Genomic DNA, 23,051 nt, shown 5'->3' on the forward strand with positions numbered 1-23,051 from the left:
GAGTCACAAAATGAGCAGTGATAACAGGACCTACCGGAACTACATCAACGGCGCCTTCGTGGAGGCGAACGACTACCTCGAGGTGCGCAACCCGGCCAACGGCGAACGCCTCTCGCGCGTCCCGGTATCCGCCGGGGCCGATGTCGAGCGGGCGCTGAGCGCGGCCCACGACGCCCAGCCGGCCTGGGCGCGGCTGCCCGCCGTGGAGCGCGCCAACTACCTGCGTCTGCTTGCCGACAGGATCCGCGGCGAGGCCAAGACCCTGGCGCGAGTGATCACCGAGGAACAGGGCAAGGTCTCGGGGCTGGCCGAGGTCGAGGTCAACTTCACCGCCGACTATCTCGACTACATGGCCGAGTGGGCGCGGCGCATCGAAGGCGAGATCATCGAGAGCGACCGCCCCGGCGAGAATATCTTCCTGTTTCGCAAGCCGCTCGGCGTGGTCGCCGGCATCCTGCCATGGAACTTCCCGTTCTTTTTGATCGCCCGCAAGATGGCGCCGGCGCTGGTCACCGGCAATACCGTGGTGATCAAGCCCAGCGAGGAGACCCCCAACAACTGCTTCGAATTCACCCGCCTGCTCGACCAGGTAGGCCTGCCCGCCGGGGTGTTCAACGTCGTCAGCGGTGACGGCGCCAGCACCGGCCAGGCGCTGACGGCGAGTCCGCTGGTCGACATGATCAGCTTCACCGGCAGCGTCGATACCGGTTCGCGGATCATGCGCAGCGCCGCCGACAACATCACCAAGGTCAACCTCGAACTGGGCGGCAAGGCCCCGGCCATCGTCCTCGACGATGCCGACATCGACCTGGCCGTGAAGGCCATTCGCGCCTCGCGGATCATCAACACCGGCCAGGTCTGCAACTGCGCCGAGCGGGTCTACGTGCAGCGCGGCGTCGCCGACGAGTTCGCCGACAAGATCGCCCGCGCCATGGCCGATACCACCTACGGCGACCCGTTGGCCCAGCCGGATATCGAGATGGGTCCGCTGATCAACCGCGAGGGGCTGGACAAGGTCGTCGCGATGGTCGAACGCGCCACCCAGGACGGCGCCGAACTGCTGACCGGCGGCCGGGTCGCCGATCTGGGCGCCGGCTTTCACTACCAGCCCACGGTGCTCAGCGGCTGCCGCAGCGACATGGAGATCATGCGCCGCGAGATCTTCGGTCCGGTGCTGCCGATCCAGATCGTCGACGATCTCGACGAGGCGGTCACCCTGGCCAACGACTCCGACTACGGTCTGACCTCGTCGGTCTATACCCGCAGCCTGGCCCGCGCCATGCACGCCTGCCGCGAGATCGACTACGGCGAGACCTACGTCAACCGCGAGAACTTCGAGGCGATGCAGGGCTTCCACGCCGGCACCCGCAAGTCGGGGATCGGCGGCGCCGACGGCAAGCACGGCCTCTACGAGTACACCCGCAGCCATGTGGTCTATCTCGAGACCTGAGCCTGACGACAATCACAACAATGGAGGTATGCGCCATGAGCGACATGACCCCTGATACCGCGGATAACGACCCGACCGCCGTCGGCGGCGAGTACGAACGCCAACCCGTGCCCGAGCGATCACGACTCGGCTTCAAGAACTTCATCGGCATGTATGCCGGCGAGCATACCGCCGGTACCGAACTGATGATCGGTCCGCTGTTCGTGCTCGCCGGCGTGTCGGCCTTCGATGTTGTCGTCGGCCTTATCGTCGGCAACGCGCTTGCGGTACTGAGCTGGATGCTGCTCACCGCTCCCATCGGTACCCGGGCGCGCCTGACGCTCTACTACCAGCTCGAGAAGATCGCCGGCCGCCATACCGTGATCCTCTACAACCTGGCCAACGGTCTGGCGTTCTGCTTTCTGGCCGGCGCGATGATCACCGTGTCGGCAACCGCGGTGGGGGTGTGGTTCGGCTTCCCGCTACCCACCCTGGCAGACCTGGCGCCCAACAGCCTCGGCTGGGTGCTCGCCGTGCTCGTGGTGGGTGCGGTTATCACGATCGTGGCGGCCTACGGCTATCGCTTCGTTTCCTGGTTCGCCAACATCGCCGCCCCGTGGATGGTTCTGATCTTCCTGGGTTTCGGTATCGTCTCGCTGAAATGGTTCATCGATGCCACCGGCACCGAGGTCGGCTCCGCCGGCGACCTGTGGGCACTGGCCGAGACGGCGATCTGGACCGGGGTGCACGTGCCCGGGCAGCCGGACTTCACCCTCTGGCATGTGATCTTCTTTGCCTGGTTCGCCAACATGGCAATGCATGTCGGCATGGCCGACCTGTCGGTGCTGCGCTTTGCCCGCAAGAGCTGGTACAGCATCGCCTCCGCCGCGGGCATGTACGTGGGCCACTTCATGGCCTGGCTGGCGGCTTCCATGCTGTTCGCCTTCCAGATGTACCAGGCCGGGCTCACATCGGAGTCAGCAGTCGTCAGTGCCGCCCGGGCCGGCAACATTCCGAACCCGCTGCCCGGCCCGCTGGCCGACCAGGCGCTGGGCGTGGCGGGGTTGATCTGCGTGATCATTGCCGGCTGGACCACCGCCAACCCCACCATCTATCGCGCCGGGCTGGCCTTTCAGGCCATCGTGCCGCATGTCTCGCGCTTCCGGGTCACGATCGGCACCGGGCTGTTGACCACCTTCGTGGCGATGTTCCCGGGGGTGGCGATGCAGCTGCTGGGCTTCGTGGCGCTCTACGGCCTGCTGCTGATGCCGATCGGCGCGGTGATATTCATCGATTACTGGGTACTTCCGAAGCTCGGTCTGACCCGCTTCTACGCCGAACAGGCCGGGCACACGCTGACCATGCCGGTATTGGGCGCCTGGCTGATCACGCTGGCGATCTGCCTGGGCCTGGTGCAGTTTGCCGACATCGAAATCTTCTTCGTCGCGCTTCCCGGCTGGTTCATTGCCGCGCTGCTTTTCATCGCCCTGAGCTTCCTGGCCCAGAAACGGCAGGCGCCCCATGACGCCAGCGCGCTGGGGACAACCGCCAGTGCAACGACTTCCACCACCTCATCGAAAGTGGAGTAATCCGTATGCGTCTGATACTACAAATCGTCTCGCTCGCGATGCTGGTCCTGACGGTGCTATTCCCGATGCTCTACCTCTTCGGCGTGATGGGGGAGGTCGCCATGAAGTGGTCGTTGCTAATCGTAACGGTGGTCTGGTTTCTAGCCACGCCATTTTGGATGGGGCGTGAGAAACCCGCTAATCGTCAGGCTAGTTAGAAGACAGAAAAGGGGGCAGTCTCGAAAGGTTGCCACCCTTAAGCAATACGCAAAAGGGCGGTGCCTTGGCACCGCCCTTTGTCGTTTCCGGAGGGGCTCAGTCGTCGAGGGCTTGCGTCAGCTTGTCGACGTTGTGTTTGAACATGCCGAGGTAAGTGCTGGCCTCGCCGTCACTGGACAGGGCGCCCGCATAGAGCGTGCCGCCGATGGCGACGCCGGTTTCGTCCGCGAGTTGTTCGAGAAGTGCTGGATTGGTCATGTTTTCCAGGAATAGCGCTTGGACGTCGCGTTCCTGGATCTGTCGGATCAGCTTGGCCATATCGGCGGCGCTGGGCTCTGCGGCGGTGGAGAGTCCTACCGGGGAGAGCACGTCCAGCCCATAGGCATTGGCGAAATAGCCGAAGGCATCGTGATTGGTGATCAGTACGCGATTGGCCTCGGGAATCTCGCCGATCCGCTGTTGAACCTTGTTATCCAGAGCGTCGATGGCTTCGATGTATTGCCCGGCGTTGCGGCGATAGTCATCGGCGTGGGCGGGGTCCGCCTCGACGAGCGCGTCACGGATGTTCTCCACGTACCGCTTGCCGTTTTGCAGGTCCTGCCAGGCATGCGGGTCTTCCGGGCCATGCTCTTGGTCAGCACCATGGCTATCATCGTGGTCGTGGTCGTGGTCGTGGTCGTGGTCGTGGTCGTGGTCGTGGTCGTGGTTCGCGTGTTCTTCGCGCTCTTCGTCGAAGCTCAGGGCGTCGATGCCCTGGCTGGCGATGACGACCGGCCCTGCATAACCGCTGGCCTCCACCAGGCGGTCCAGCCAGCCTTCGAAATGCAGGCCGTTGACGACGAATAGGTCGGCCTCGCCCACGGCGCGTGCATCGGTGGGGCTGGGGGAGAAGACATGGGCATCGCCATCCGGGCCGACCAGGGTGGTGACGTCGATATGCTCGCCGCCGATGTTCTCGACCATATCACCGAGAATGCTGAAGCTGGCGACGACGTTCAGCGGCGCCTCGGCACGCGCTGCGCTGGAAAGCGTCAGGACGGCGGCGCCGAGCAGTAACGTCAAAGACTTGGACATGCAGTTTCCCTCTTGTCGGTGATAAGGCCGGTCAGGCTCATGATGGCGTGCAAGTTTTCTCGTCTGTTTCCAACGGCGTGGCGCGACGCCGTACGCGTGCCAGCAGACTGCCGTGACGACCACACAGCGCCGAGGCGAGATAGGCAATGCCGGCGACCAGGATGATGCACGGGCCGGAGGGCAGGCCCAGGTGGTACGAGACCAGCAAGCCGCCGGTGCTCGAGACCATGGCGATGAGGATGGACAAGCCGATCAAGCCCTCCAGCCGCTGCGACCAGAAGCGTGCAGTGGTGGCGGGCAGCATCATCAGGCCCACCGCCATCAACGTGCCCAGCGTCTGAAAACCGGCGGTGAGGTTGAGCACCATCAGCCCTAGAAAAACGCCATGCACCAGGCCGCCGCGAATCCCCTGGCCGCGCAGGAAAAGCGGATCGAGGCATTCGACCACCAGCACGCGGAAGATCAGTGCCATGACCAGCAGCGTAGCGCTGGCCACCGAGGCGATCAGCCATAGCGCGGTGTCGTCGATGGCGAGGATGGAGCCGAACAGCACATGGGTGAGATCGACACTGCTCCCGCGTAGCGAGACCAGCATGACCCCCAGCGCCAGAGAAATCAGATAGAAGCTAGCCATTGCCGAGTCTTCGCGATGGCCGGTCATACGCGACACGCTGCCCGCCAGCCCGGCCACCAACAGGCCGGCCACCAGGCCGCCGAGACTCATCGCCGGTAGCGAGAAGCCCGCCAGCACGAAGCCCAGTGCCACGCCCGGCAGTACCGCATGGGCCATGGCATCGCCGACCAGGCTCATGCCGCGCAGCATCAGGAACACGCCCAAGGGAGGTGCTGCCAACGACAGCGCCAGGCCGCCGACCAGCGCGCGGCGCATGAAGGCGTAATCGGTCAGCGGGGCGATGAGCCACGCATCCAGCGTGGTCAATAGGTCGAGCATGGCGGCACGTCCGGCAGGTTCAGGGAAATAAAAGGCGCCTGGGGATGCGCGTGGCGGCGCGCCGGCGCATGATGCCGCTCGAGCAGTGTAGCCGGCTCGACCCACTGGCCGTGGCCACCCGCCAGCAGCAGTACGCAATCCGCCAGGCGTGCCAGCTGCTCCATGTCATGCAAGACGACGATGACCGTGGCGCCGGCATTGGCGACGTCGCGCAAGCTGTCGCAGAGAATCTCCACGGTGTGCGTATCGACGTTGGCGAAGGGCTCATCGAGCAGCAGCAGTTCCGCCTCCTGCATCAGCGTGCGGCCGAGTAGCGCCCGCTGACGCTGGCCGCCGGAAAGCTCGCCGAGCGGACGGTGCGCCAGGCCGCTCAGCCCCAGGCGCTGCATGACCCCATGCATGTGGCGGTAGTCGTCCGGGCCGTAGCGTTTGAAGGTGCCGTGAGTGGGCCAGCGCCCGGTCAGCATCAACTCCTCGACGCTCATCGGAAAGGTGAGATCCAGCGCAAGCTGTTGCGGCAGCCAGGCGCGGCGCTCCTTGGGCATGGAGCAATGCACATGGCCGGAAAGCGGCGACAGCAACCCCATGATCGCCTGGATCAAGGTGCTCTTGCCGGCCCCATTGGCACCGACCAGCGCAGTGATCGCGCCGTCTTCGAACGTCCCGTTGACGTTCTCCAGCACCGTGCGCCCGCCTTGGGCGAGGGTCAGCGCCTCGAGGCTCAAGCGACTCATGCAAAGACTCCCATGGCCCACGCCACGGCCAACCACAACAGGCCCAGCGGCAGCAGTGCCAAAAGCACGCGGCGCCCGGCGCCCATCGACATCAGTGAAAAGTGACAAGGCCCATCCGGGCGGTGACGATGTGACATAACAACTCCTTTGAATGCCGAGGAGGTTATAACATAACAAAACGCTTGCCAAGCGCTTAGCTCAACTAATTGGCAGGGAGATCGTCGAGGCTGGAAAAGCATCCGATCAAGGACGCGAAAACGCAATAGGATAGCGTTTTCGGCAGGAGAGAGGGAAGTATGGAAAGGCTCTGTCACTGAGTACTGCGGAGCTACCATGTCAGGATGACCAATGGTCCAGCGTGCGGCACAAGGCTTGACTGAGGCATAAAGAATTGTTTTCTTTATACGCCTGTTCAATAAACGGCACTTTTCCGTATTGCTTCTAAGCTAGTAAAAGCGGCGTGCCGAGTCGTGCGTCTGCTGCCGTGAACGCAAACCTTGCCTGAATCAGATCAGGAATTCCTATGACGACACAATCTAATAATGAGGCGCCGTCACGCGATCGCCTCAATGGGCCGGTGTTCTACAGCTCGGTGGTTGGCATCGTCGCCTTCTCGCTGTGGGCGATGATCGCTACCGACCAGGCCAACTCGGTCATCAATGCCATCCTCGGCTGGATCTCCAATACCTTCGGCTGGTACTACTTCTTGACGGTGGTGATCTACCTGGTCTTCGTGATTTATCTGGGGTTGTCACGCTATGGCAATATCCGCCTAGGGCCTGAACACTCACGACCCGACTTCAATATCTTCTCGTGGTCGGCGATGCTGTTCTCCGCGGGGATCGGCATCGGCGTGATTTTCTTCGCGCTGGCCGAGCCGCTGACGCAGTTCTATAACGCGCCAAACGCGCCCGATGATCAAGTCGCCGCGGCACGCCACGCGATGGAGCTGACCTTCCTGCACTGGGGCTTTCCGGCTGGGGTATCTACACCCTGGTAGGCATGTCACTAGCCTTCTTCAGCTACCGGCACAACCTGCCGCTGACCATCCGTAGCGCGCTCTATCCGATCTTCGGCGACCGGATCTACGGCATGATCGGCCACGTAGTCGATACCGCTGCCGTGATGGGGACGGTATTCGGCATTGCCGCTAGCCTTGGGATCGGGGTCATCCAGCTCAACTTCGGGCTGGACTATATGTTCGGCATCCCAAAAGGCACCTGGACCCAGGTGGTGCTGGTACTGGGCATCGTGCTGTTCGCGACCATCTCCGCGGTGACCGGGGTGGAGCGTGGCATCCGCCGCCTTTCCGAGTTCAACATCCTGCTCGCGGTATTGCTGCTGCTGTTCGTGCTGTTCGCCGGCAAGACGATCTTCCTGCTCAATGCGCTGGTGATGAACATCGGCGACTACCTGACCAACTTCGTCAGCCTGTCGTTCAATACCTATGCCTTCGACCGGCCGACCGGCTGGCTGAACGGCTGGACGCTGTTCTTCTGGGCTTGGTGGATTGCCTGGGGTCCGTTCGTCGGGCTGTTCCTGGCGCGTATCTCGCGTGGCCGTACCATCCGCACCTTCGTGCTCGGTACCATGACGCTGCCGATCATCTTCATGTTCCTGTGGATGTCGTTGCTGGGTAACAGTGCCATCGACATGGCGATGAACGGCGCCAGCGAGTTCGGCGAGCAAGTGATGAACAATCCGCCTGCGGGGATCTACTTGTTCCTCGAATCGTATCCGCTGCCAATCCTGACTACTGCGGCGGTGAGTATTCTGGCGATCGTGTTCTTTATTACCTCCGGGGACTCCGGGGCGCTGGTACTCTCGAACTTCACCTCGAAGCTCAAGAACGTCAACAGCGACGCGCCGATTTGGATGCGCATTCTGTGGTCGGCGGTGATCGGTGTGCTGACCCTGTCGCTGATACTCGCTGGGGGACTAACGACGCTGCAGAGTGCGGTGGTGATCACCGGCTTGCCGTTCTCGGTCGTGCTGTTCTTCATGATGGCAGGACTGCTCAAAGCACTGAAGCTCGAGGCCTTCAAGGAAGACAGCCGGCGTCTGAGCCTGGCCGGCCAACTTTCCGGGCGTACCGGTGGCGGTGGAGAACGCGATACCCGCAACTGGCAGCAGCGTCTCCGGCGCGCCATGAGCTTTCCTGGCAAGAAGCAGGCGCGGCGCTTCATGGACGAAACCTGTAAGCCGGCCATGGAAGCCGTACGCGATTCGTTGCAGGAGCAAGGCGTATTCGTCGAAATTAATGAAGGCGTGCAGAATGGCGACGACTACATGTCGCTCAACGTCGACTTCGAGGACGAGCAGAACTTCACCTACCAGATCTGGAGTCAGGGCTTCTCGACGCCTGGATTCGCGATGCACGCCCCGCATGCCGACTCGCGCTACTACCGGCTGGAGGTTTATCTGCTCGAGGGTAGCCAGGGTTACGACCTGATGGGCTACACCCGCGATCAGGTGATCGGCGACATCCTCGACCAGTACGAACTGCACATGCAGTTCCTGCACCTCAACCGGATCGAGCCGGGCAACATCAACATGCCCGACAGCCCGGAACAGCCACCTTCATAAGGTGGGCTCGGTCGGCCGTTATGCGCGACCGGTCTCTTAAAAAGCTTGAGCCCCCGGTCGCGATGCGGCCGGGGGTTTTTGCGCGAGAGGGACTAGTAATACCAAAGGCTGCGAATCGTCTGGGCGTGCGGTTACCGAGTACGATCCTTTGTTTTTCGTATACCGAGTCTATACACTATACGAATGATCAAGAGCTTCCGACACAAAGGTCTGCGCAAGTTCTTTGAAACCGGCTCCACTGCTGGCATTCAGGCAAAGCACGCAACCAAGCTGCAAATACAGCTAACTGCGCTGGATAGCGCGACAGGCCCTGATGACATGAATGCGCCGGGTTGGAGGCTGCACCCCTTGTCCCGAAGCCTGAAAGGGCACTGGGCTATCATCGTCAACGGGAACTGGCGCCTCACCTTCACTTTCGAGGGTGAGGACGCCATTTTGGTTGATTATCAGGATTACCACTAGGAGGTCGTCGCATGAAGCGTATGCATAATCCTGCGCACCCTGGCGCCGTCTTGCGCGAGTACATTGGCGATCTCTCTATTACCGAGGCCGCCAAGCGACTGGGTGTAACGCGCGCTACGCTATCTCGGATTCTCAATGGCAGCGCCGGCATCTCGGCGGATATGGCGTTACGCCTCGAGCAAGCCCTGGGTACCAGCGCAGAGATGTGGCTGGAGATGCAGCTCAAGTATGAACTGTGGCAAGCATCGCAGCTGCCTCGCGCCCAGGTGACACCACTGCACGCGACGGGGTGATCGGGAGGTGAAGGACTGCTTGCTCACGCTTATAGGAAGTCTCCCGAATCAATAAAGCCACTGGCGTAGGGCTTCGCGATTGCCGAGTTCGATTTGCTGGGCACGGGGATCGCCTTCCACGTGGCGATGATTGATGCCGTATTCGCGCAACACGTATTGGGCGAGCGCGCAGCGGCAGGTGATCGCCAGCATGTGCTCTTCCATGGCGTAGTCCTGCGCGATGGCAATGCCTCCAATGAGCCGTTCCCCGCAGGCGCAGGGATGAACCGTCTCGAAACATGATCCGGTAGGGTTTGCGGATCCGTTCCCCGCAGGCGCGGGGGTGAACCGTAAGCGCAAAATAGTCGGTGGGATTCAGGGTAGGGTGCGTTAGGCGTCGTCTTCTGGTGGCTGGCTACCTGTGCGTTGCTTTTCCAGAATGCGAGGAGCAACGAATATCGCGACCATGCCAACGAGATCCAGCGTTCCGATGACGCCCGCAGCAACAGAACTGAAGGGTGCGATCACGGTGGCTGCCACGAGGCCGACGATGGCAACGGCTAACCCGTATCGTTGGCCACGTTCATCTTTCTTGATAGCACCCTCTAAACCCTTGCTACGCATGTCGTGCGTATGGTGCTGCTCGTCGACGGCCATATTTACGATGAGGCGACGTGTTTCCTCATCATAGGCATTCAGTTGCTCTGGAGGCGGGAGAGGGCCTTGATAGCTCACTTGCCGCATCATGGCGACAGATTGGTTTTGTGGCTCGGGTGTGGGGGCACTGACGATCAGATCGCCTAACCGTACCTGCTCTTCCTCGGAAAGCTGTCCATGATGCAACTGCTCAATAAGGCCGACGAACTCCTTTTGAGTTTCCTCGTCGACCTGTTGCCCGTCTTGAAGGGAGAGGTCGCGTTGAGAAGGCTGCTCACCGTTTGGTGGCGTGGTTGAAGGCATATTGGCTCAAGGCTGAACGGAGGTGACTGCCAACAGTTGTCCAATGTTGGGCAATACGTTCTTGATCACTGCCCTTGGGCATGTACTGGGCGTAGTTTTCGACTGGCCAAACATCCATCACGGAGCCTGCTGCACGCAGGGTACGGCTGCTCGTTACGCGACGTTTCATGACCTTACTCCTGAATAATGTTTTCCAACGCTATACGTTCAGCACGTTATCTTGCCGACGTTGCAGCGCTAGGAAGATAGAATCCTATGTCAAAGATAGCGCAAAATAAACCGTACAGTGCGAGACCATTTTCGCGTGACTTGGCCATATGCGTGTCATCAATGTGCGAATCACAAAGCGCCAGGCGTTATCGTCCAAGCCCCGCAAACGCAGGTGTCGCTTGCCTCAATAAAGCCACTGGCGTAGGGCTTCGCGATTGCCGAGTTCGATTTGCTGGGCACGCGGATCGCCTTCCACGTGGCGATGGTTGATCCCATATTCGCGCAGCACGTATTGGGCGAGCGCGCAGCGGCAGGTGATCGCCAGCATGTGTTCCTCCATGGCGTAGTCCTGCGCGATGAGCTCGCGTTCCGCTTGGCTGAGGCGCCGATCGGGGATGATCTCCAGTGTCAGGCGATTCTCCCAGTCTGCATCGTTCGCTTGGGCCGCGGCGTGCAAGGCATCGCCAATGGCCTCAGGCACACCACGAAAGCGCGATAACACGAAGTCGCGAAACGCCGCATTCTTCTCGCAATACGCGCGGACATGCCAGCGGCCCGCGGCATAGACCAGCGTATGCGGGGCGATGACCCTGTCCTCGCCGCGTGGCGATGAAAAACTCGCGTAGACGACCTCTAGGCGCTGCCGTTCACGCGCCGCCGAGACCACGGCTCGTACGACCTCGGGCGAGACATCGCGAATCGGCATTGGCACTGATTCCGTATTGGTCGCGCCCAGACCAAGCCCCACGAACTGCGGATTCAACGCATCGTGCGTGCCGAGCAGGTGCAAATACTCATCCACATGGCCGCGAATGAAGTATGGGGTGAACTGCGGTGTCGGTATCCAGGCCTTGCGAGAAGTATCGTAGGCAAGGTTATCCACCGCGACATCCTCGCGATAAATGCGTAGCACCTGCTGCGCCCGGTCCTTGCCCAGTTGAAAGGCCTCGCGCAGCGCGGAGGCCGTGACGCGTCCCTCCCAGTACGCCAGCAGCTCGATCACGTGATACCGCGCCCAGGTATCCCAGGCGAACGATGCCGTCTCCTTCATGACGTACCCCTCATGATCTTCCCCTTGCGAAACCGGCCGGAAAATTCCCCTGGTGTTTTATCCATGGGGTAGTCGGGCTCAATCGACTTTGCTTATATGAGGGTAACAGAGCGTAAGCCGTTGTAGCCGCCCCCAATGCCGGAGGTTCCATGGATGATTTGTCACCGTCGGATCTAAAGACGATCCTGCACTCGAAGCGTGCGAACCTGTATTACCTCCAGCATTGCCGGGTCCTGGTCAATGGAGGCCGTGTTGAGTACGTCACCGACGAGGGCAAGCAGTCGCGTTACTGGAACATCCCTATAGCCAATACGACATCGCTGCTGCTGGGGACCGGCACCTCGATTACTCAGGCGGCGATGCGCGAATTGGCCAAGGCCGGTGTGTTGGTCGGCTTTTGCGGTGGCGGTGGTACGCCACTGTTCGCGGCTAATGAAGTGGACGTGGATGTCGCCTGGTTGACCCCGCAGAGCGAATACCGGCCCACGGAGTATCTACAGCATTGGGTGCGCTTCTGGTTCGATGATGATAAGCGCCTCGACGCGGCTCGCGCGTTTCAGATGGCGCGGTTATCGCGCATTGAATCGCTCTGGCAAAGTCGGCCGCTCAAGGAAGCGGGTTTTGACATATCAGCGCAGCATTTGAGTGATGCACTGGCACAACATCGAGAAGCGATTGTCAGTGCATCCGATAACGTGGAATTACTGACGCTCGAAGCTCGTTTGACCAAGACGTTGTTCAAGCTAGCGGCTCAAGCGGTGACGTATGGCCAGTTCACGCGTGCCAAGCGTGGCAGTGGGACCGATCCCGCGAATCGATTTCTCGATCATGGCAATTACCTCGCCTACGGTCTGGCGGCAACGGCGACCTGGGTATTGGGGATTCCCCACGGTCTGGCGGTATTGCATGGCAAGACCCGCCGGGGTGGCTTGGTCTTTGATGTCGCGGACCTGGTCAAGGACGCCATCATCCTCCCGCAAGCGTTCTTGTCCGCTATGCGAGGTGACGAGGAACAAGAGTTTCGCCAGGCCTGCATTGAGCGGCTGACGCGTACCGAATCCCTCGACTTCATGATCGATACGCTCAAAGCCGTGGCCCTCGACCTCGGAGGGCCTGACACATGAATGTGCTGCTGGTTTCCCAGTGCAATAAGAACGCGCTCAAGGAAACGCGGCGCATTCTTGATCAGTTCGCCGAACGCCGTGGAGAGCGTACCTGGCAAACCCCGATTACGCTCGAAGGGCTCGACACACTAAGGAAATTGCTACGCAAGACGGCGCGCAAGAATACCGCCGTGGCGTGCCACTGGATTCGTGGCCATGACCATAGTGAACTGGTGTGGGTAGTGGGCGATGCCAAGCGCTTCAATCTACAAGGGGCAGTGCCGACCAATACGACGTCGCGCGATATTCTGCGCCGCGAAGACGAAAACGACTGGCACAGTGGCGAAGATATACTGTTGCTGGCGTCCATGGCGGCGCTTTTGCACGATTTGGGTAAAGCGACCGTAGCGTTCCAGCAACGTCTGCAAGGGAAATTGGAAGGGCGCAACCTGTACCGCCATGAGTGGGTGTCGTTGCGGCTTTTCCAAGTCTTTGTCGGTAATGACGATGACGCGACCTGGTTAACGCGGCTCGCCGAAGGCCGCTATCAGACGCAAGACTGGCTAAAGGCATTGGAGCGCGATGGGCTCGATGCCGAGCCTTCCGCCATATTCCGCCGCTTGCCGCCGTTAGCGGCGGCGCTTGGCTGGTTAGTCATTAGCCATCATCGTTTACCTCTCAAGCCTCCCGACGACACGTCGGACCCGTCGACCCGGGGGAGCCGCAATGTCACGCTCCAAATGGAGCAGTTGGATGATCTGCTAGGGCTCATCGACGCGCAATGGAATGAAATTCCCTCGACGCAAGAGCCGGCACGCATCACGCCTTATTGGCAATTCAAGCATGGCCTACCGGTGGACACACGTCGTTGGCGGGAGCGGGCTGCCAAGCAGGCGAAACGGCTACTGGCGCGATTATCCGATGACACGAATTGGCTCGATAGCCCTTATGTCATGCATCTCTCCCGCCTGTGCCTGATGCTTGCCGATCATCACTACTCAAGCCTCGAAGACCCAAGGCACCGTGTGCTCGGTGAGCCGCAGTATCCGCTGGTCGCTAATACCGTGCGCAAGACGGGGCAACCCAATCAATTGCTGGATGAACACATTCTGGGTGTCGAGAAGCATGCGGCCGTGGTGGCGCGGGCGCTCCCCAGTATGGATAGCCATCTGCCACGCCTGGCACGACATAAAGGCTTCCGCAAACGTAGTAACCATGCGCGTTTCCGCTGGCAGGACAAGGCGTTCGATCTTGCCCAGTCGCTGCGTGAGCGCAGCCAGCGCCAAGGTTTTTTCGGTATCAACATGGCATCCACGGGCTGCGGAAAGACACTGGCCAATGGGCGTATCATGTATGCGCTGGCCGACCCGGAGCAGGGTGCACGCTTTAGTATCGCGCTGGGGCTGCGCACGCTCACGCTGCAAACCGGCCAAGCCTTGCGTGAACGCCTCCACCTGGGAGAGGACGAACTCGCGGTGCGCGTCGGCGGCAGTGCCAATAAAGCCCTTTTCGATCACTACGAGCGTGAAGCCGAGGCCAGCGGTTCTGCTTCTCGACAGGGGCTGATCGATGAAGATGCCCACGTCGTGTTCGAGGGTAACTTCGAGAGTCACCCGCTGCTCAAACGGCTGGGAGAAGAACCAGGGACGCGTTCGCTGGTGGCCGCCCCCATTCTGGTATGCACCGTGGATCATTTGGTGCCGGCGACCGAAAGCACGCGAGGGGGCCAGCAAATCGTCCCCATGTTGCGTCTGATGAGCAGTGATCTGGTGCTCGATGAAATCGACGACTTCGATATCAACGATCTACCCGCATTGACGCGATTAGTGCATTGGGCTGGATTGCTCGGCTCGCGCGTGTTGTTGTCATCGGCCACCTTGCCCCCTGCCCTGGTGCGGGGTTTGTACGATGCCTACCGCAGTGGGCGCGAAGCGTACCAGCGCCATCGCGGCGAGCCTGGTTTGCCGGTGGATATTTGTTGCGCGTGGTTCGACGAAAATGACCGTCAGCATCATGACTGTGCCGATGGTGACGCGTTCAGCGCCGCGCATGCCGCCTTTGCCGAACGTCGGCTCAAGCGCTTGGCCGATAGCCCTGTGCGGCGGCGGGGGGAGCTCATCCCCATGCCGCCTCTGGGGAAACGGCCGGAAGAAATTCGCGCTGGCCTGGCCGCATTGCTACGTGACCAAGCTGCTCAACTACACGAGCGTCACCATTCTTGCGACCCGGTAACGGGCAAGCGCGTGAGCTTTGGCCTGATACGCATGGCCAATATCGACCCACTGGTGGATGTCGCCACCGAACTGTTTCAACTGGGCGCCCTCGATGACCAGCGGATTCACCTGTGTGTCTATCATTCCCGCCATCCGCTCGTCATGCGCTCGGCGATCGAGCGACGCCTGGACCAAACGCTGCAACGTGCCGAACCGGATCGAGTGTTCGAGCAGGCCGACATTCGGCGTCTCCTTGATGGCAGTGACGAAGCCGATCATTTGTTTATCGTTCTAGGCTCGCCGGTAACCGAAGTCGGTCGCGATCACGATTACGACTGGGCGATTGTCGAGCCCTCCTCCATGCGCTCGATCATTCAGCTTGCCGGGCGTGTCTGGCGTCATCGCGACAAGCGTTGCGACACGCCGAATATCCAACTCCTGGAGACCAACCTCAAACACCTGGAAGATTCTGGGCGCCTCGCCTTCCAGCGCCCGGGGTTCGAGACCGACGAGTCTTGGCGGCTCAATAATCACTCGTTGAACGCGTTGCTCACGCCGGATGAGTACCAGGTCATTGATGCTCGCCCGCGTGTGCTATCGCGTGAGGAACTGCAACCTCGTGACAGTCTGGTGGACCTGGAACATCAGCGGCTGACAACGCAGATGATCGAGCAGCGCGCCGCACCATTAACCAAGAAAGAGCTCAGGTTGGGCAAAACACCGCCATTACCACCACTAGGGGCTTATAGCTGGTATGTCGTGCCGCACATGCATTTGACCGGCGTATTGATCCAGCGTCAGCCATTTCGTCAGCAAACGCAGACAGATGTGGCACTCGCGTTGTTACCCGACGAAGGCGGTGAAACCTGGACACTGCACCGCGTGGAAGATGGCACCAAGCGTGGCGAAACGCTCTACGTGGAAGTGGAAGAGAGCCTGCTGACGCGAATCGACCTGGCGGCGAAGCAAGGCGACCGGATTCAACCCTGGGGAGCCGACGACTATCTGACGACGCTTGCCGACCTCGCCGAGGACCTGGATATCTCGCTTGATCGAGCTGCACGGACATTCGGCATCGTCAGCGTACCCGAAAGCACGCATGGATGGTGCTATCACCCCGTGCTGGGGTTTGTGAAGAAGTGAGGGCTGGCTTGAGGCCAGCCCTGGCTGCCTTTACGGCAGCATACGTTGCTTGAGCACCCAATAGGGTAATCTTCTAAGCTACCTGTACGGTAGGTAGGAGCAGTAGGGCATTGCTTTTTATCCATTACACTTTTAGGTGCGTCAGCAATCGGCTTTGAATTATTGCTTGACAGCGCCTTTTTACACACACTAAAGTAATCCCGTGAGTGGGGCAACACTCACGGGTAAAAGGCACTATTCGTATGACTGATCTCTCCCAGAAGTGGAAGAGAAAGGAGGATTCTAGTGTGGTTAGCTACCACATCGTTAGAAGAGCAGAGTAGCAGGTTTTAGCCTGCTAAAGCCCTGAGGGTTTAACCCTCAGGGCTCATTTTGCACGAATTCCACTCTCATGCAAAGGGGCTTGGCCCGTGCCTGATAGTTATAGTAATGGATTATCAAACATACGAAATTTAATAGATCTTTTCCTGAATGAGCGCTTCGATGCCAAAGCGGAAAAACTGGCTCCCGATGACCTCAAGTATCAAGCGTTGGTTGAACAATTCCAGCGTGGAAACTGGCTCAATGACGCCGCACGACGTGTCAGTCAACTACAAGTCGTGACCCACTCCCTCAAACCCATCCACCCTGATGCCAAGGGCTCTAATCTATATGTACCTCCTGAGTCTCTTGCTACGCATAAAGCGGTGGGAAGTCATGTGTTGCCAACGGACTTCGATGGCGATGTTGTGGGTAATGCCGCCGCTCTTGATGTTTATAAATTCTTGAAGCTCGAGTACGAAGGCAAATCATTGCTAGAGCGGGTGCTTGAGGAAGACGCCGAGCTAGCGCGTGCCTTGAGCGATAATGCAGAGCAGTCACAAGCTTGGATGAAGGCCTTTTCTGGCATTACCGAGCCTCGCGGTGAGCACGCTTCTCATACCCTTGCCAAGCAAATGTATTGGCTGACGGGTGAAGATGCGGTCGATAATGACGACTTCCACCTGCTGGCGCCGCTCTATGCAACCTCGCTGGCGCATCACGTATTCCAGACGATCAATCATGATCGCTTCAGTGACGTGGCCAAAGAAGCACGCAAGGCTAAGCGCGAGGAGCGGCTTAGCGAGCAAGAAGTTCATGCTTACCCCGATATCGCCACACAAAAGATGGGTGGTACCAAGCCGCAGAATATCTCGCAACTGAATAGTGAGCGAGGTGGTAATAACTACTTGCTAGCTTCTTTGCCACCACAGTGGGAGAAGCGTGAAACCTCACCACCTTATGGTGTGATATCTATCTTTGAGCGATTTGAACGTTTAGGGAGTGTAAGGCGCCTTTTAAGCCATCTCTCTTGGTTTCTTAATAGTGACCCCTCGCCCAACCTTCATACCCGTTCCAAAATAGATTGGATTAATTCCTCACTAATTGACGAAATGGTGTTGTTTGCTGCCAGGATTCAAGAAATTGAACCAGGTTGGAGTGCGCGCGAACAGTGTTTGCTACCTGATTCGGAGGCCTTTTGGCTGGATCCGGGGCGTGCTCAAGATGACAGCCATTTCCATGAAGGCCGCAAAAATACCGATTGGCCTAACGAAATTATTAACAGGTTTGCTAATTGGTTAAATGCTGCATTAGGTCACAGGCTTCCTGTGGGAGATGTTGAATTCCATCACTGGAAGCAAGAGCTTCGTCAGAATGCTTCCTACCAACGTCAATTGGACCGTGATCGTCGCTGGGTGACATCTCTAGAAAAGGAGTTAAGTGATTGGCTTAAGGGGCTAGAGGATGCATGAGATTGCAAATTTATTGATACTTCCGCGTCTCCGCGTACAAAACGCGAATGCGATTTCGAGCCCGATGACGTGGGGCTTTCCGGCCATGAGTGCTTTTGTGGGCATGATGCAAGCGTTGGAACGCAAGCTCGCCGCAGCGGATATCAACGTATCGTTGGAGCGTGTCGGGGTGGTGTGTCATGACGTTGAGGCGCAAGCGACCGAGGGCGGTTATACCCGCGCCTTTCATCTTACCCGTAACCCTGTCGATAAAACCGGTGGTACGGCGTCGATTGTCGAAGAAGGGCGCATGCACCTGGATATCACCCTGATATTCGCTATCGATGCCAAAGCCTCGGACGAACAGCGCCAGCATATTGCACAACAGGCGGGAGATATCGTGGCCGGGATGCGCATCGCGGGTGGCAGTGTGATGCCCAATTCTCGTGTTTCTCCTGACCGGCAACGCCCGGTGTGGATCGCGCTGGATGACGACTCGAGTGAACGTGAAAAACAGTTCAAGCGTTTGAAGCGCCGTTGGTTGCCAGGGTTTGCCTTGGTGTTACGCGATGACCGTCTGGCTGAACACACCGAGACGCTTCAAGCCAAAGACGAAAACGCGACAGCGCTGGATGCCTGGCTCGATCTTTCGCGCCTCAACCACGAATGCCATGTCGATTCCGAGAGTGAGCAGGTGCGTTGGGAAGTACGGCGCTCTTATCCGGGCTGGTTGGTGCCGATTCCGGTCGGTTATGGCGCCATATCGGAGCAGTTCGAGCCGGGTAGCGTGGCGAATGCGCGAGATACGCAGCTCCCGTTTCGCTTCGTGGAAAGCATTTATTCCATCGGTCAATGGATTAGTCCTCACCGTTTGACGTGTCCCGAAGACTTGCTTTGGTACGTCGATAACGATCTCGATGCCGGCCTTTATCGCCTTAACAACGACTATGCCCAGCGTGCACATAGCGCTTAATGACAAGGAGCCCAATAATGGCTAAGAAAGACGACGCTTTGAAAACCGCCTCCGTTCTCGCTTTCGAGCGCAAGCTCGATCCCTCCGATGCGCTGTTGTACGCCGGGCAATGGTCCCAGCGCGACGCGCTGGACGACTGGCAGCCAGTCACGGTTCGTGAAAAGTCGGTACGCGGTACGATCTCCAACCGCCTCAAGGCCAAGGAGCAGGACCCAGCGAAGCTCGATGCTGCAATCGAGAACCCCAACCTCCAGACCGTCGATGTCGCTACCTTGCCGCATGATACCGATACATTGATGGCGCGTTTCACACTACGTGTACTGGGAGGCGCTGGTACGCCATCGGCATGCAATAACGCCGACTATCAAGCCAAGTTGCAACAGGCCGTTACCGAGTATGTGCAGACGCAAGGGTTTGACGAACTGGCCCGGCGTTATGCTCACAATTTGGCGAATGGGCGTTTCATGTGGCGTAACCGGGTCGGCGCCGAACAAGTCGAGGTTCGTATTCGGCGCATGGAGCATGGCAAGGTCGCGCAAGAGTGGACCTTCGATGCATTGAGTTTGTCATTACGCGGCTTCGACAGCGATACGCAGACCTCGGAGTTGGCGCAAGATATTGCCGACGCCTTGGCGGGTAAACGCCATCTGATTCTTGAGGTGATCGCGTTTGCGCATGTCGGTAATGGGCAAGAGGTCTTCCCTTCGCAAGAGCTGATTCTGGAGCGTGGACGCGGTGACAAGAGCAAGACGCTTTATCAAGTAGGTGGCGTGGCCGGCATTCACTCCCAGAAGCTGGGCAATGCCATTCGCACCATCGATACCTGGTACCCAACGCCGGAAGATGGCAGCGACCTTGGTCCCATCGCCGTCGAGCCTTATGGCTCCGTGACCACTCAGGGCAGCGCCTATCGCCAGCCCAAGCAGAAGGTGGACTTCTACTCGCTGCTGGATAACTGGATGCTCAAAGATCAAGTGCCGAATACGGAGCAGCAGCACTTCGTGATGGCGACCTTGATTCGCGGTGGTGTCTTCGGCGAAGCGGGGTAAGCCATGGATCATTATCTCGACATTCGGCTGCGACCGGACCCGGAATTTCCGGCGGCAATGCTGATGAACGCACTTTACAGCAAGCTTCATCGGGCACTGTTTGATCTGCAGGCCGATGATATCGGCGTGAGCCTGCCCGACCACAAAACCGGCGTGCGTGCGCGCACGCCGGGGGATCGGCTTCGGCTCCACGCTCGACACAATCGCCTGGAACAGCTCATGGCGCTCCCGTGGCTGGCAGGGATGCGTGATCATGTCGAGTTGGCGGACATTGCACCGGTTCCGGCGGAAGTGAGTCATCGTCGTGTGGTACGCCGCCAGTTCAATACGGGCGGGCCTAGCCGGGTCAAGCGTTACGCACGCCGGCACGACATCAGCGAAGAAGAAGCGCGCCAATGCATGTCGGCACCTGCTGAGCGCAAGATCTCATTGCCGTTCGTGCAAGTGAACAGTCGCTCTAGCGGCCAACGCTTTGCGTTGTTTATCGAGCATGGCGAACCCCAAGAAACCCCGGTAGCAGGACGCTTCAATCACTATGGGCTGAGTCGTGAAGCGACAGTGCCGTGGTTTTGACCCTTTTTGGGAAAGTTCTATAGAACCCTTTTAAATCAAAATCCTAGCGCCACCTCCTGGAAAAGGGTGTGGCGCTTTCTTTAGGTGAATGCTCTTTAACAATCAGATATTTAGCCGTGATAAGCTCTAGTCAGCTGCCGCCCAGGCAGCTCAGAAAAGCTACCTCGACACCGCTGTGGGCCTGGACTCGTCAGCTGCCGCCCAGGCAGCTCAGAAAGCCACCAGTTGTCCCTAGTGGTGGGCTTCTTTGTCAGCTGCCGCCCAGGCAGCTCAGAAACTTACGCTGGGCATGGTAGTTACCGTTATGCTCGTCAGCTGCCGCCCAGGCAGCTCAGAAATTTCGCTGGGAGCGGATCTAGTGACGTACCAAGTCAGCTGCCGCCCAGGCAGCTCAGAAAATACGCCAGGGTCATCACTGGGCGCTTGCAGAGTCAGCTGCCGCCCAGGCAGCTCAGAAAAGACGAACGAGACCTTCACTCAGTCCCCGGTGGTCAGCTGCCGCCCAGGCAGCTCAGAAACATGACCCCCGAAAGTAGGATGTCCCTAACTCGTCAGCTGCCGCCCAGGCAGCTCAGAAAAACACTTTCGGACACTGGCCGAGGCGCTGCATGTCAGCTGCCGCCCAGGCAGCTCAGAAATTGAGAGCCCCGGATGCCGTTTCGTCAAACGTGTCAGCTGCCGCCCAGGCAGCTCAGAAACGCTGGCTCGCTCCCCCGCTGGCTCGCTGCCGGTCAGCTGCCGCCCAGGCAGCTCAGAAATCATCGCGGAACCCGGTGAAGTATTTGGGCGCGTCAGCTGCCGCCCAGGCAGCTCAGAAAAACACCTTGTGGCTTGATTCTTCGACCAGCTCGTCAGCTGCCGCCCAGGCAGCTCAGAAAGTGGCATAAGCCCCCGTTGACCACTCGGAGTAGTCAGCTGCCGCCCAGGCAGCTCAGAAAGCTGAACTGCACCACCCGAGGTTTCTTGCTGGGTCAGCTGCCGCCCAGGCAGCTCAGAAAATGAAGACTTCGATGTTATTGCGGATGACCAGGTCAGCTGCCGCCCAGGCAGCTCAGAAATCATAGTCGTAGGTGGGTACGCCCGTCAGATCGTCAGCTGCCGCCCAGGCAGCTCAGAAAGGACACCGTGACGCTAATGGTTGCGCTTGCGTGTCAGCTGCCGCCCAGGCAGCTCAGAAACTCGACGGGTTCAAGCAACTCCTGGCCGAGCTGTCAGCTGCCGCCCAGGCAGCTCAGAAACGTGGACAGGTCAGGTTAATACCCTGGCAGACTGTCAGCTGCCGCCCAGGCAGCTCAGAAAATCCCGACCCGCGAGTGCGTCGTCGTCGAGCAGTCAGCTGCCGCCCAGGCAGCTCAGAAATCGACCAGGTGGCAGGCGCGGTTGTAGCCGATGTCAGCTGCCGCCCAGGCAGCTCAGAAAGGTATGGGCAGGCCTTCCAGTCGTCGATGATCTGTCAGCTGCCGCCCAGGCAGCTCAGAAATCGATGATGCGCAGCTTCATGTCGTACGAGCGGTCAGCTGCCGCCCAGGCAGCTCAGAAAAACCCCTGGGTGTGGGTCGTCGAGTTCAGCGTGTCAGCTGCCGCCCAGGCAGCTCAGAAATCGAGCGTGATGCGTGATGCATGGCGCGGCATGTCAGCTGCCGCCCAGGCAGCTCAGAAATGGTCGGTCGCCGGGTCGGCGATGAGGGTCTCGTCAGCTGCCGCCCAGGCAGCTCAGAAAATAGAGATCGAGGCGTGACCGACGGCACCCTTGTCAGCTGCCGCCCAGGCAGCTCAGAAATTGTCCGTCGCGGGGTCGGCGATGAGGGTCTCGTCAGCTGCCGCCCAGGCAGCTCAGAAATTGTCGCCGCGCACCACGTGCCAATTGTTGTCGTCAGCTGCCGCCCAGGCAGCTCAGAAAGGGTTGTCGCTCCAAGCCAGCTTGAAAGAGCCGTCAGCTGCCGCCCAGGCAGCTCAGAAAATCAGCGTCAGGATCAGTCGGTCGAGATAGGCGTCAGCTGCCGCCCAGGCAGCTCAGAAAATATACCAAAGCGTACGGAAAGGCATGCATTCGTCAGCTGCCGCCCAGGCAGCTCAGAAAAGTTGCTTGGCACGCTCAGGCTCGAACCCGGCGTCAGCTGCCGCCCAGGCAGCTCAGAAAAGCAACAGCAGCGCGACACGAATATCGGGCGGGTCAGCTGCCGCCCAGGCAGCTCAGAAAAGACTCCGGTCGATGGTGCGGTGTGGATGCTAGTCAGCTGCCGCCCAGGCAGCTCAGAAAGTGTCGTATAAGTGTAGCGTCGACCAAGCCGAGTCAGCTGCCGCCCAGGCAGCTCAGAAAGCATCCGGGCGCTGGTCGAGCTGCACGCGCTCGTCAGCTGCCGCCCAGGCAGCTCAGAAATTGAGCGCGGAGCCTGCATACGTAAAGCACCCGTCAGCTGCCGCCCAGGCAGCTCAGAAATTATGCCACCCAGGCGGGCAGCTCCATATCAAGTCAGCTGCCGCCCAGGCAGCTCAGAAAGCCGAACGGGCTCAGTACGGTGTCGCCAGGATGTCAGCTGCCGCCCAGGCAGCTCAGAAATCGTCGCGAGCTTGGTTATCGCCCTGGCCTGCGTCAGCTGCCGCCCAGGCAGCTCAGAAAATCGAGCCCAGCACGTACATTGCCGGGGGCACGTCAGCTGCCGCCCAGGCAGCTCAGAAAATCCCGACCCGCGAGTGCGTCGTCGTCGAGCAGTCAGCTGCCGCCCAGG

19 protein-coding genes, 1 pseudogene and 1 CRISPR repeat array are annotated in these 23,051 nt (G+C 59.6%); of the genes and pseudogenes, 12 read left to right on the forward strand and 8 right to left on the reverse strand.

The window, feature by feature from the left end:
- The first annotated feature begins 10 nt into the window (after positions 1 to 10).
- The 3 genes from aldA to LUN51_RS05925 are packed head-to-tail and all read left to right on the forward strand — an operon-like array spanning position 11 to position 3,215.
- Positions 11 to 1,450 (forward strand): aldehyde dehydrogenase, encoded by a 1,440-nt coding sequence (gene aldA, locus LUN51_RS05915; RefSeq protein ID WP_277810523.1) that lies wholly within the window; start codon positions 11 to 13, stop codon positions 1,448 to 1,450.
- A 35-nt stretch (positions 1,451 to 1,485) separates the two neighbouring features.
- Entirely contained in the window at positions 1,486 to 3,018 is a 1,533-nt protein-coding gene (locus LUN51_RS05920) for a purine-cytosine permease family protein (protein WP_277810524.1), read from the forward strand.
- A gap of 5 nt (positions 3,019 to 3,023) precedes the next feature.
- Positions 3,024 to 3,215 (forward strand): hypothetical protein, encoded by a 192-nt coding sequence (locus LUN51_RS05925; RefSeq protein WP_224113981.1) that lies wholly within the window; start codon positions 3,024 to 3,026, stop codon positions 3,213 to 3,215.
- A 97-nt stretch (positions 3,216 to 3,312) separates the two neighbouring features.
- On the opposite strand, the gene LUN51_RS05930 is transcribed toward LUN51_RS05925, so the two are convergent.
- Genes LUN51_RS05930 through LUN51_RS05945 form a run of 4 tightly spaced genes read right to left on the reverse strand, consistent with a single transcriptional unit; the run spans position 3,313 to position 6,113 of the window.
- Positions 3,313 to 4,290 carry a metal ABC transporter substrate-binding protein gene (locus LUN51_RS05930; protein ID WP_277810525.1) on the reverse strand — a complete coding sequence of 326 codons (978 nt, stop codon included), beginning with the start codon at positions 4,288 to 4,290 and terminating at the stop codon, positions 3,313 to 3,315.
- A gap of 37 nt (positions 4,291 to 4,327) precedes the next feature.
- The gene (locus tag LUN51_RS05935; protein WP_277810526.1) at positions 4,328 to 5,242 is read right to left on the reverse strand and encodes a metal ABC transporter permease; all 915 of its coding nucleotides are present in this window, start codon (positions 5,240 to 5,242) and stop codon (positions 4,328 to 4,330) included.
- A complete protein-coding gene (locus LUN51_RS05940; RefSeq protein ID WP_277810527.1) occupies positions 5,227 to 5,976 on the reverse strand; it encodes a metal ABC transporter ATP-binding protein in 750 nt (249 codons plus the stop codon). Before LUN51_RS05940 ends, LUN51_RS05935 begins: the two co-directional genes overlap by 16 nt.
- The gene (locus LUN51_RS05945; RefSeq protein ID WP_175575924.1) at positions 5,973 to 6,113 is read right to left on the reverse strand and encodes a hypothetical protein; all 141 of its coding nucleotides are present in this window, start codon (positions 6,111 to 6,113) and stop codon (positions 5,973 to 5,975) included. Before LUN51_RS05945 ends, LUN51_RS05940 begins: the two co-directional genes overlap by 4 nt.
- A 386-nt stretch (positions 6,114 to 6,499) precedes the next feature.
- On the opposite strand from LUN51_RS05945, the pseudogene LUN51_RS05950 reads away from it, so the two are divergent.
- The 3 genes and pseudogenes from LUN51_RS05950 to LUN51_RS05960 all read left to right on the forward strand — a co-directional run bounded on the left by LUN51_RS05950 (position 6,500) and on the right by LUN51_RS05960 (position 9,317).
- Positions 6,500 to 8,562, forward strand: a pseudogene (locus tag LUN51_RS05950) (choline transporter).
- Between the two features lie 183 nt (positions 8,563 to 8,745).
- Positions 8,746 to 9,024: a type II toxin-antitoxin system RelE/ParE family toxin gene (locus LUN51_RS05955; RefSeq protein ID WP_040240736.1), complete on the forward strand. Its 279-nt coding sequence runs from the start codon at positions 8,746 to 8,748 to the stop codon at positions 9,022 to 9,024.
- 11 nt (positions 9,025 to 9,035) lie between these two features.
- Positions 9,036 to 9,317, forward strand: a complete 282-nt coding sequence (locus LUN51_RS05960) for a HigA family addiction module antitoxin (RefSeq protein ID WP_040240739.1) — start codon at positions 9,036 to 9,038, stop codon at positions 9,315 to 9,317.
- A gap of 48 nt (positions 9,318 to 9,365) precedes the next feature.
- On the opposite strand, the gene LUN51_RS05965 is transcribed toward LUN51_RS05960, so the two are convergent.
- The 4 genes from LUN51_RS05965 to LUN51_RS05980 all read right to left on the reverse strand — a co-directional run bounded on the left by LUN51_RS05965 (position 9,366) and on the right by LUN51_RS05980 (position 11,517).
- Positions 9,366 to 9,521 (reverse strand): hypothetical protein, encoded by a 156-nt coding sequence (locus tag LUN51_RS05965; RefSeq protein WP_179702992.1) that lies wholly within the window; start codon positions 9,519 to 9,521, stop codon positions 9,366 to 9,368.
- Between the two features lie 165 nt (positions 9,522 to 9,686).
- Positions 9,687 to 10,256: a DUF2335 domain-containing protein gene (locus tag LUN51_RS05970; RefSeq protein WP_277810528.1), complete on the reverse strand. Its 570-nt coding sequence runs from the start codon at positions 10,254 to 10,256 to the stop codon at positions 9,687 to 9,689.
- Entirely contained in the window at positions 10,228 to 10,425 is a 198-nt protein-coding gene (locus LUN51_RS05975; protein ID WP_178998341.1) for a hypothetical protein, read from the reverse strand. The genes LUN51_RS05970 and LUN51_RS05975 overlap by 29 nt, the downstream gene beginning before the upstream one ends.
- A 225-nt stretch (positions 10,426 to 10,650) precedes the next feature.
- Positions 10,651 to 11,517, reverse strand: coding sequence for a WYL domain-containing protein (locus LUN51_RS05980; RefSeq protein ID WP_277810529.1), 867 nt, complete (start codon positions 11,515 to 11,517; stop codon positions 10,651 to 10,653).
- A gap of 149 nt (positions 11,518 to 11,666) precedes the next feature.
- On the opposite strand from LUN51_RS05980, the gene cas1f reads away from it, so the two are divergent.
- The 6 genes from cas1f (at position 11,667) to cas6f (ending at position 20,322) form a co-directional block, all read left to right on the forward strand.
- A complete protein-coding gene (cas1f, locus tag LUN51_RS05985; RefSeq protein ID WP_277810530.1) occupies positions 11,667 to 12,641 on the forward strand; it encodes a type I-F CRISPR-associated endonuclease Cas1f in 975 nt (324 codons plus the stop codon).
- Positions 12,638 to 15,976 carry a type I-F CRISPR-associated helicase Cas3f gene (cas3f, locus tag LUN51_RS05990; RefSeq protein WP_277810531.1) on the forward strand — a complete coding sequence of 1,113 codons (3,339 nt, stop codon included), beginning with the start codon at positions 12,638 to 12,640 and terminating at the stop codon, positions 15,974 to 15,976. Before cas1f ends, cas3f begins: the two co-directional genes overlap by 4 nt.
- Positions 15,977 to 16,386: 410 nt before the next feature.
- A complete protein-coding gene (gene csy1 / locus LUN51_RS05995; protein WP_277810532.1) occupies positions 16,387 to 17,748 on the forward strand; it encodes a type I-F CRISPR-associated protein Csy1 in 1,362 nt (453 codons plus the stop codon).
- Positions 17,741 to 18,700 (forward strand): type I-F CRISPR-associated protein Csy2, encoded by a 960-nt coding sequence (csy2, locus tag LUN51_RS06000; RefSeq protein WP_277810533.1) that lies wholly within the window; start codon positions 17,741 to 17,743, stop codon positions 18,698 to 18,700. Before csy1 ends, csy2 begins: the two co-directional genes overlap by 8 nt.
- A gap of 17 nt (positions 18,701 to 18,717) precedes the next feature.
- Complete coding sequence (csy3, locus tag LUN51_RS06005; RefSeq protein WP_277810534.1) at positions 18,718 to 19,749, forward strand: type I-F CRISPR-associated protein Csy3; 1,032 nt, start codon at positions 18,718 to 18,720, stop codon at positions 19,747 to 19,749.
- 3 nt (positions 19,750 to 19,752) lie between these two features.
- Positions 19,753 to 20,322, forward strand: coding sequence for a type I-F CRISPR-associated endoribonuclease Cas6/Csy4 (gene cas6f, locus LUN51_RS06010; RefSeq protein ID WP_277810535.1), 570 nt, complete (start codon positions 19,753 to 19,755; stop codon positions 20,320 to 20,322).
- 129 nt (positions 20,323 to 20,451) lie between these two features.
- Positions 20,452 to 23,002: direct repeats of the CRISPR family, unit length 28 nt; unit sequence GTCAGCTGCCGCCCAGGCAGCTCAGAAA.
- Positions 23,003 to 23,051: the final 49 nt, after the last annotated feature.

This window comes from Chromohalobacter canadensis (assembly GCF_029544075.1).
Lineage (GTDB): Bacteria > Pseudomonadota > Gammaproteobacteria > Pseudomonadales > Halomonadaceae > Chromohalobacter > Chromohalobacter canadensis_A.

Bases quoted from the DNA above. Each gene is read 5' to 3' on its own strand.
- LUN51_RS05925 (WP_224113981.1), top strand. From the start codon at position 3,024: ATGCGTCTGATACTACAAATCGTCTCGCTCGCGATGCTGGTCCTGACG.
- LUN51_RS05960 (WP_040240739.1), top strand. From the start codon at position 9,036: ATGAAGCGTATGCATAATCCTGCGCACCCTGGCGCCGTCTTGCGCGAG.
- aldA (WP_277810523.1), top strand. From the start codon at position 11: ATGAGCAGTGATAACAGGACCTACCGGAACTACATCAACGGCGCCTTC.
- LUN51_RS05980 (WP_277810529.1), bottom strand. From the start codon at position 11,517: ATGAAGGAGACGGCATCGTTCGCCTGGGATACCTGGGCGCGGTATCAC.
- cas3f (WP_277810531.1), top strand. From the start codon at position 12,638: ATGAATGTGCTGCTGGTTTCCCAGTGCAATAAGAACGCGCTCAAGGAA.
- LUN51_RS05935 (WP_277810526.1), bottom strand. From the start codon at position 5,242: ATGCTCGACCTATTGACCACGCTGGATGCGTGGCTCATCGCCCCGCTG.
- csy2 (WP_277810533.1), top strand. From the start codon at position 17,741: ATGCATGAGATTGCAAATTTATTGATACTTCCGCGTCTCCGCGTACAA.
- LUN51_RS05975 (WP_178998341.1), bottom strand. From the start codon at position 10,425: ATGAAACGTCGCGTAACGAGCAGCCGTACCCTGCGTGCAGCAGGCTCC.
- LUN51_RS05940 (WP_277810527.1), bottom strand. From the start codon at position 5,976: ATGAGTCGCTTGAGCCTCGAGGCGCTGACCCTCGCCCAAGGCGGGCGC.
- LUN51_RS05965 (WP_179702992.1), bottom strand. From the start codon at position 9,521: ATGGAAGAGCACATGCTGGCGATCACCTGCCGCTGCGCGCTCGCCCAA.
- csy3 (WP_277810534.1), top strand. From the start codon at position 18,718: ATGGCTAAGAAAGACGACGCTTTGAAAACCGCCTCCGTTCTCGCTTTC.
- cas1f (WP_277810530.1), top strand. From the start codon at position 11,667: ATGGATGATTTGTCACCGTCGGATCTAAAGACGATCCTGCACTCGAAG.
- LUN51_RS05955 (WP_040240736.1), top strand. From the start codon at position 8,746: ATGATCAAGAGCTTCCGACACAAAGGTCTGCGCAAGTTCTTTGAAACC.
- LUN51_RS05930 (WP_277810525.1), bottom strand. From the start codon at position 4,290: ATGTCCAAGTCTTTGACGTTACTGCTCGGCGCCGCCGTCCTGACGCTT.
- LUN51_RS05945 (WP_175575924.1), bottom strand. From the start codon at position 6,113: ATGTCACATCGTCACCGCCCGGATGGGCCTTGTCACTTTTCACTGATG.
- LUN51_RS05970 (WP_277810528.1), bottom strand. From the start codon at position 10,256: ATGCCTTCAACCACGCCACCAAACGGTGAGCAGCCTTCTCAACGCGAC.
- LUN51_RS05920 (WP_277810524.1), top strand. From the start codon at position 1,486: ATGAGCGACATGACCCCTGATACCGCGGATAACGACCCGACCGCCGTC.
- cas6f (WP_277810535.1), top strand. From the start codon at position 19,753: ATGGATCATTATCTCGACATTCGGCTGCGACCGGACCCGGAATTTCCG.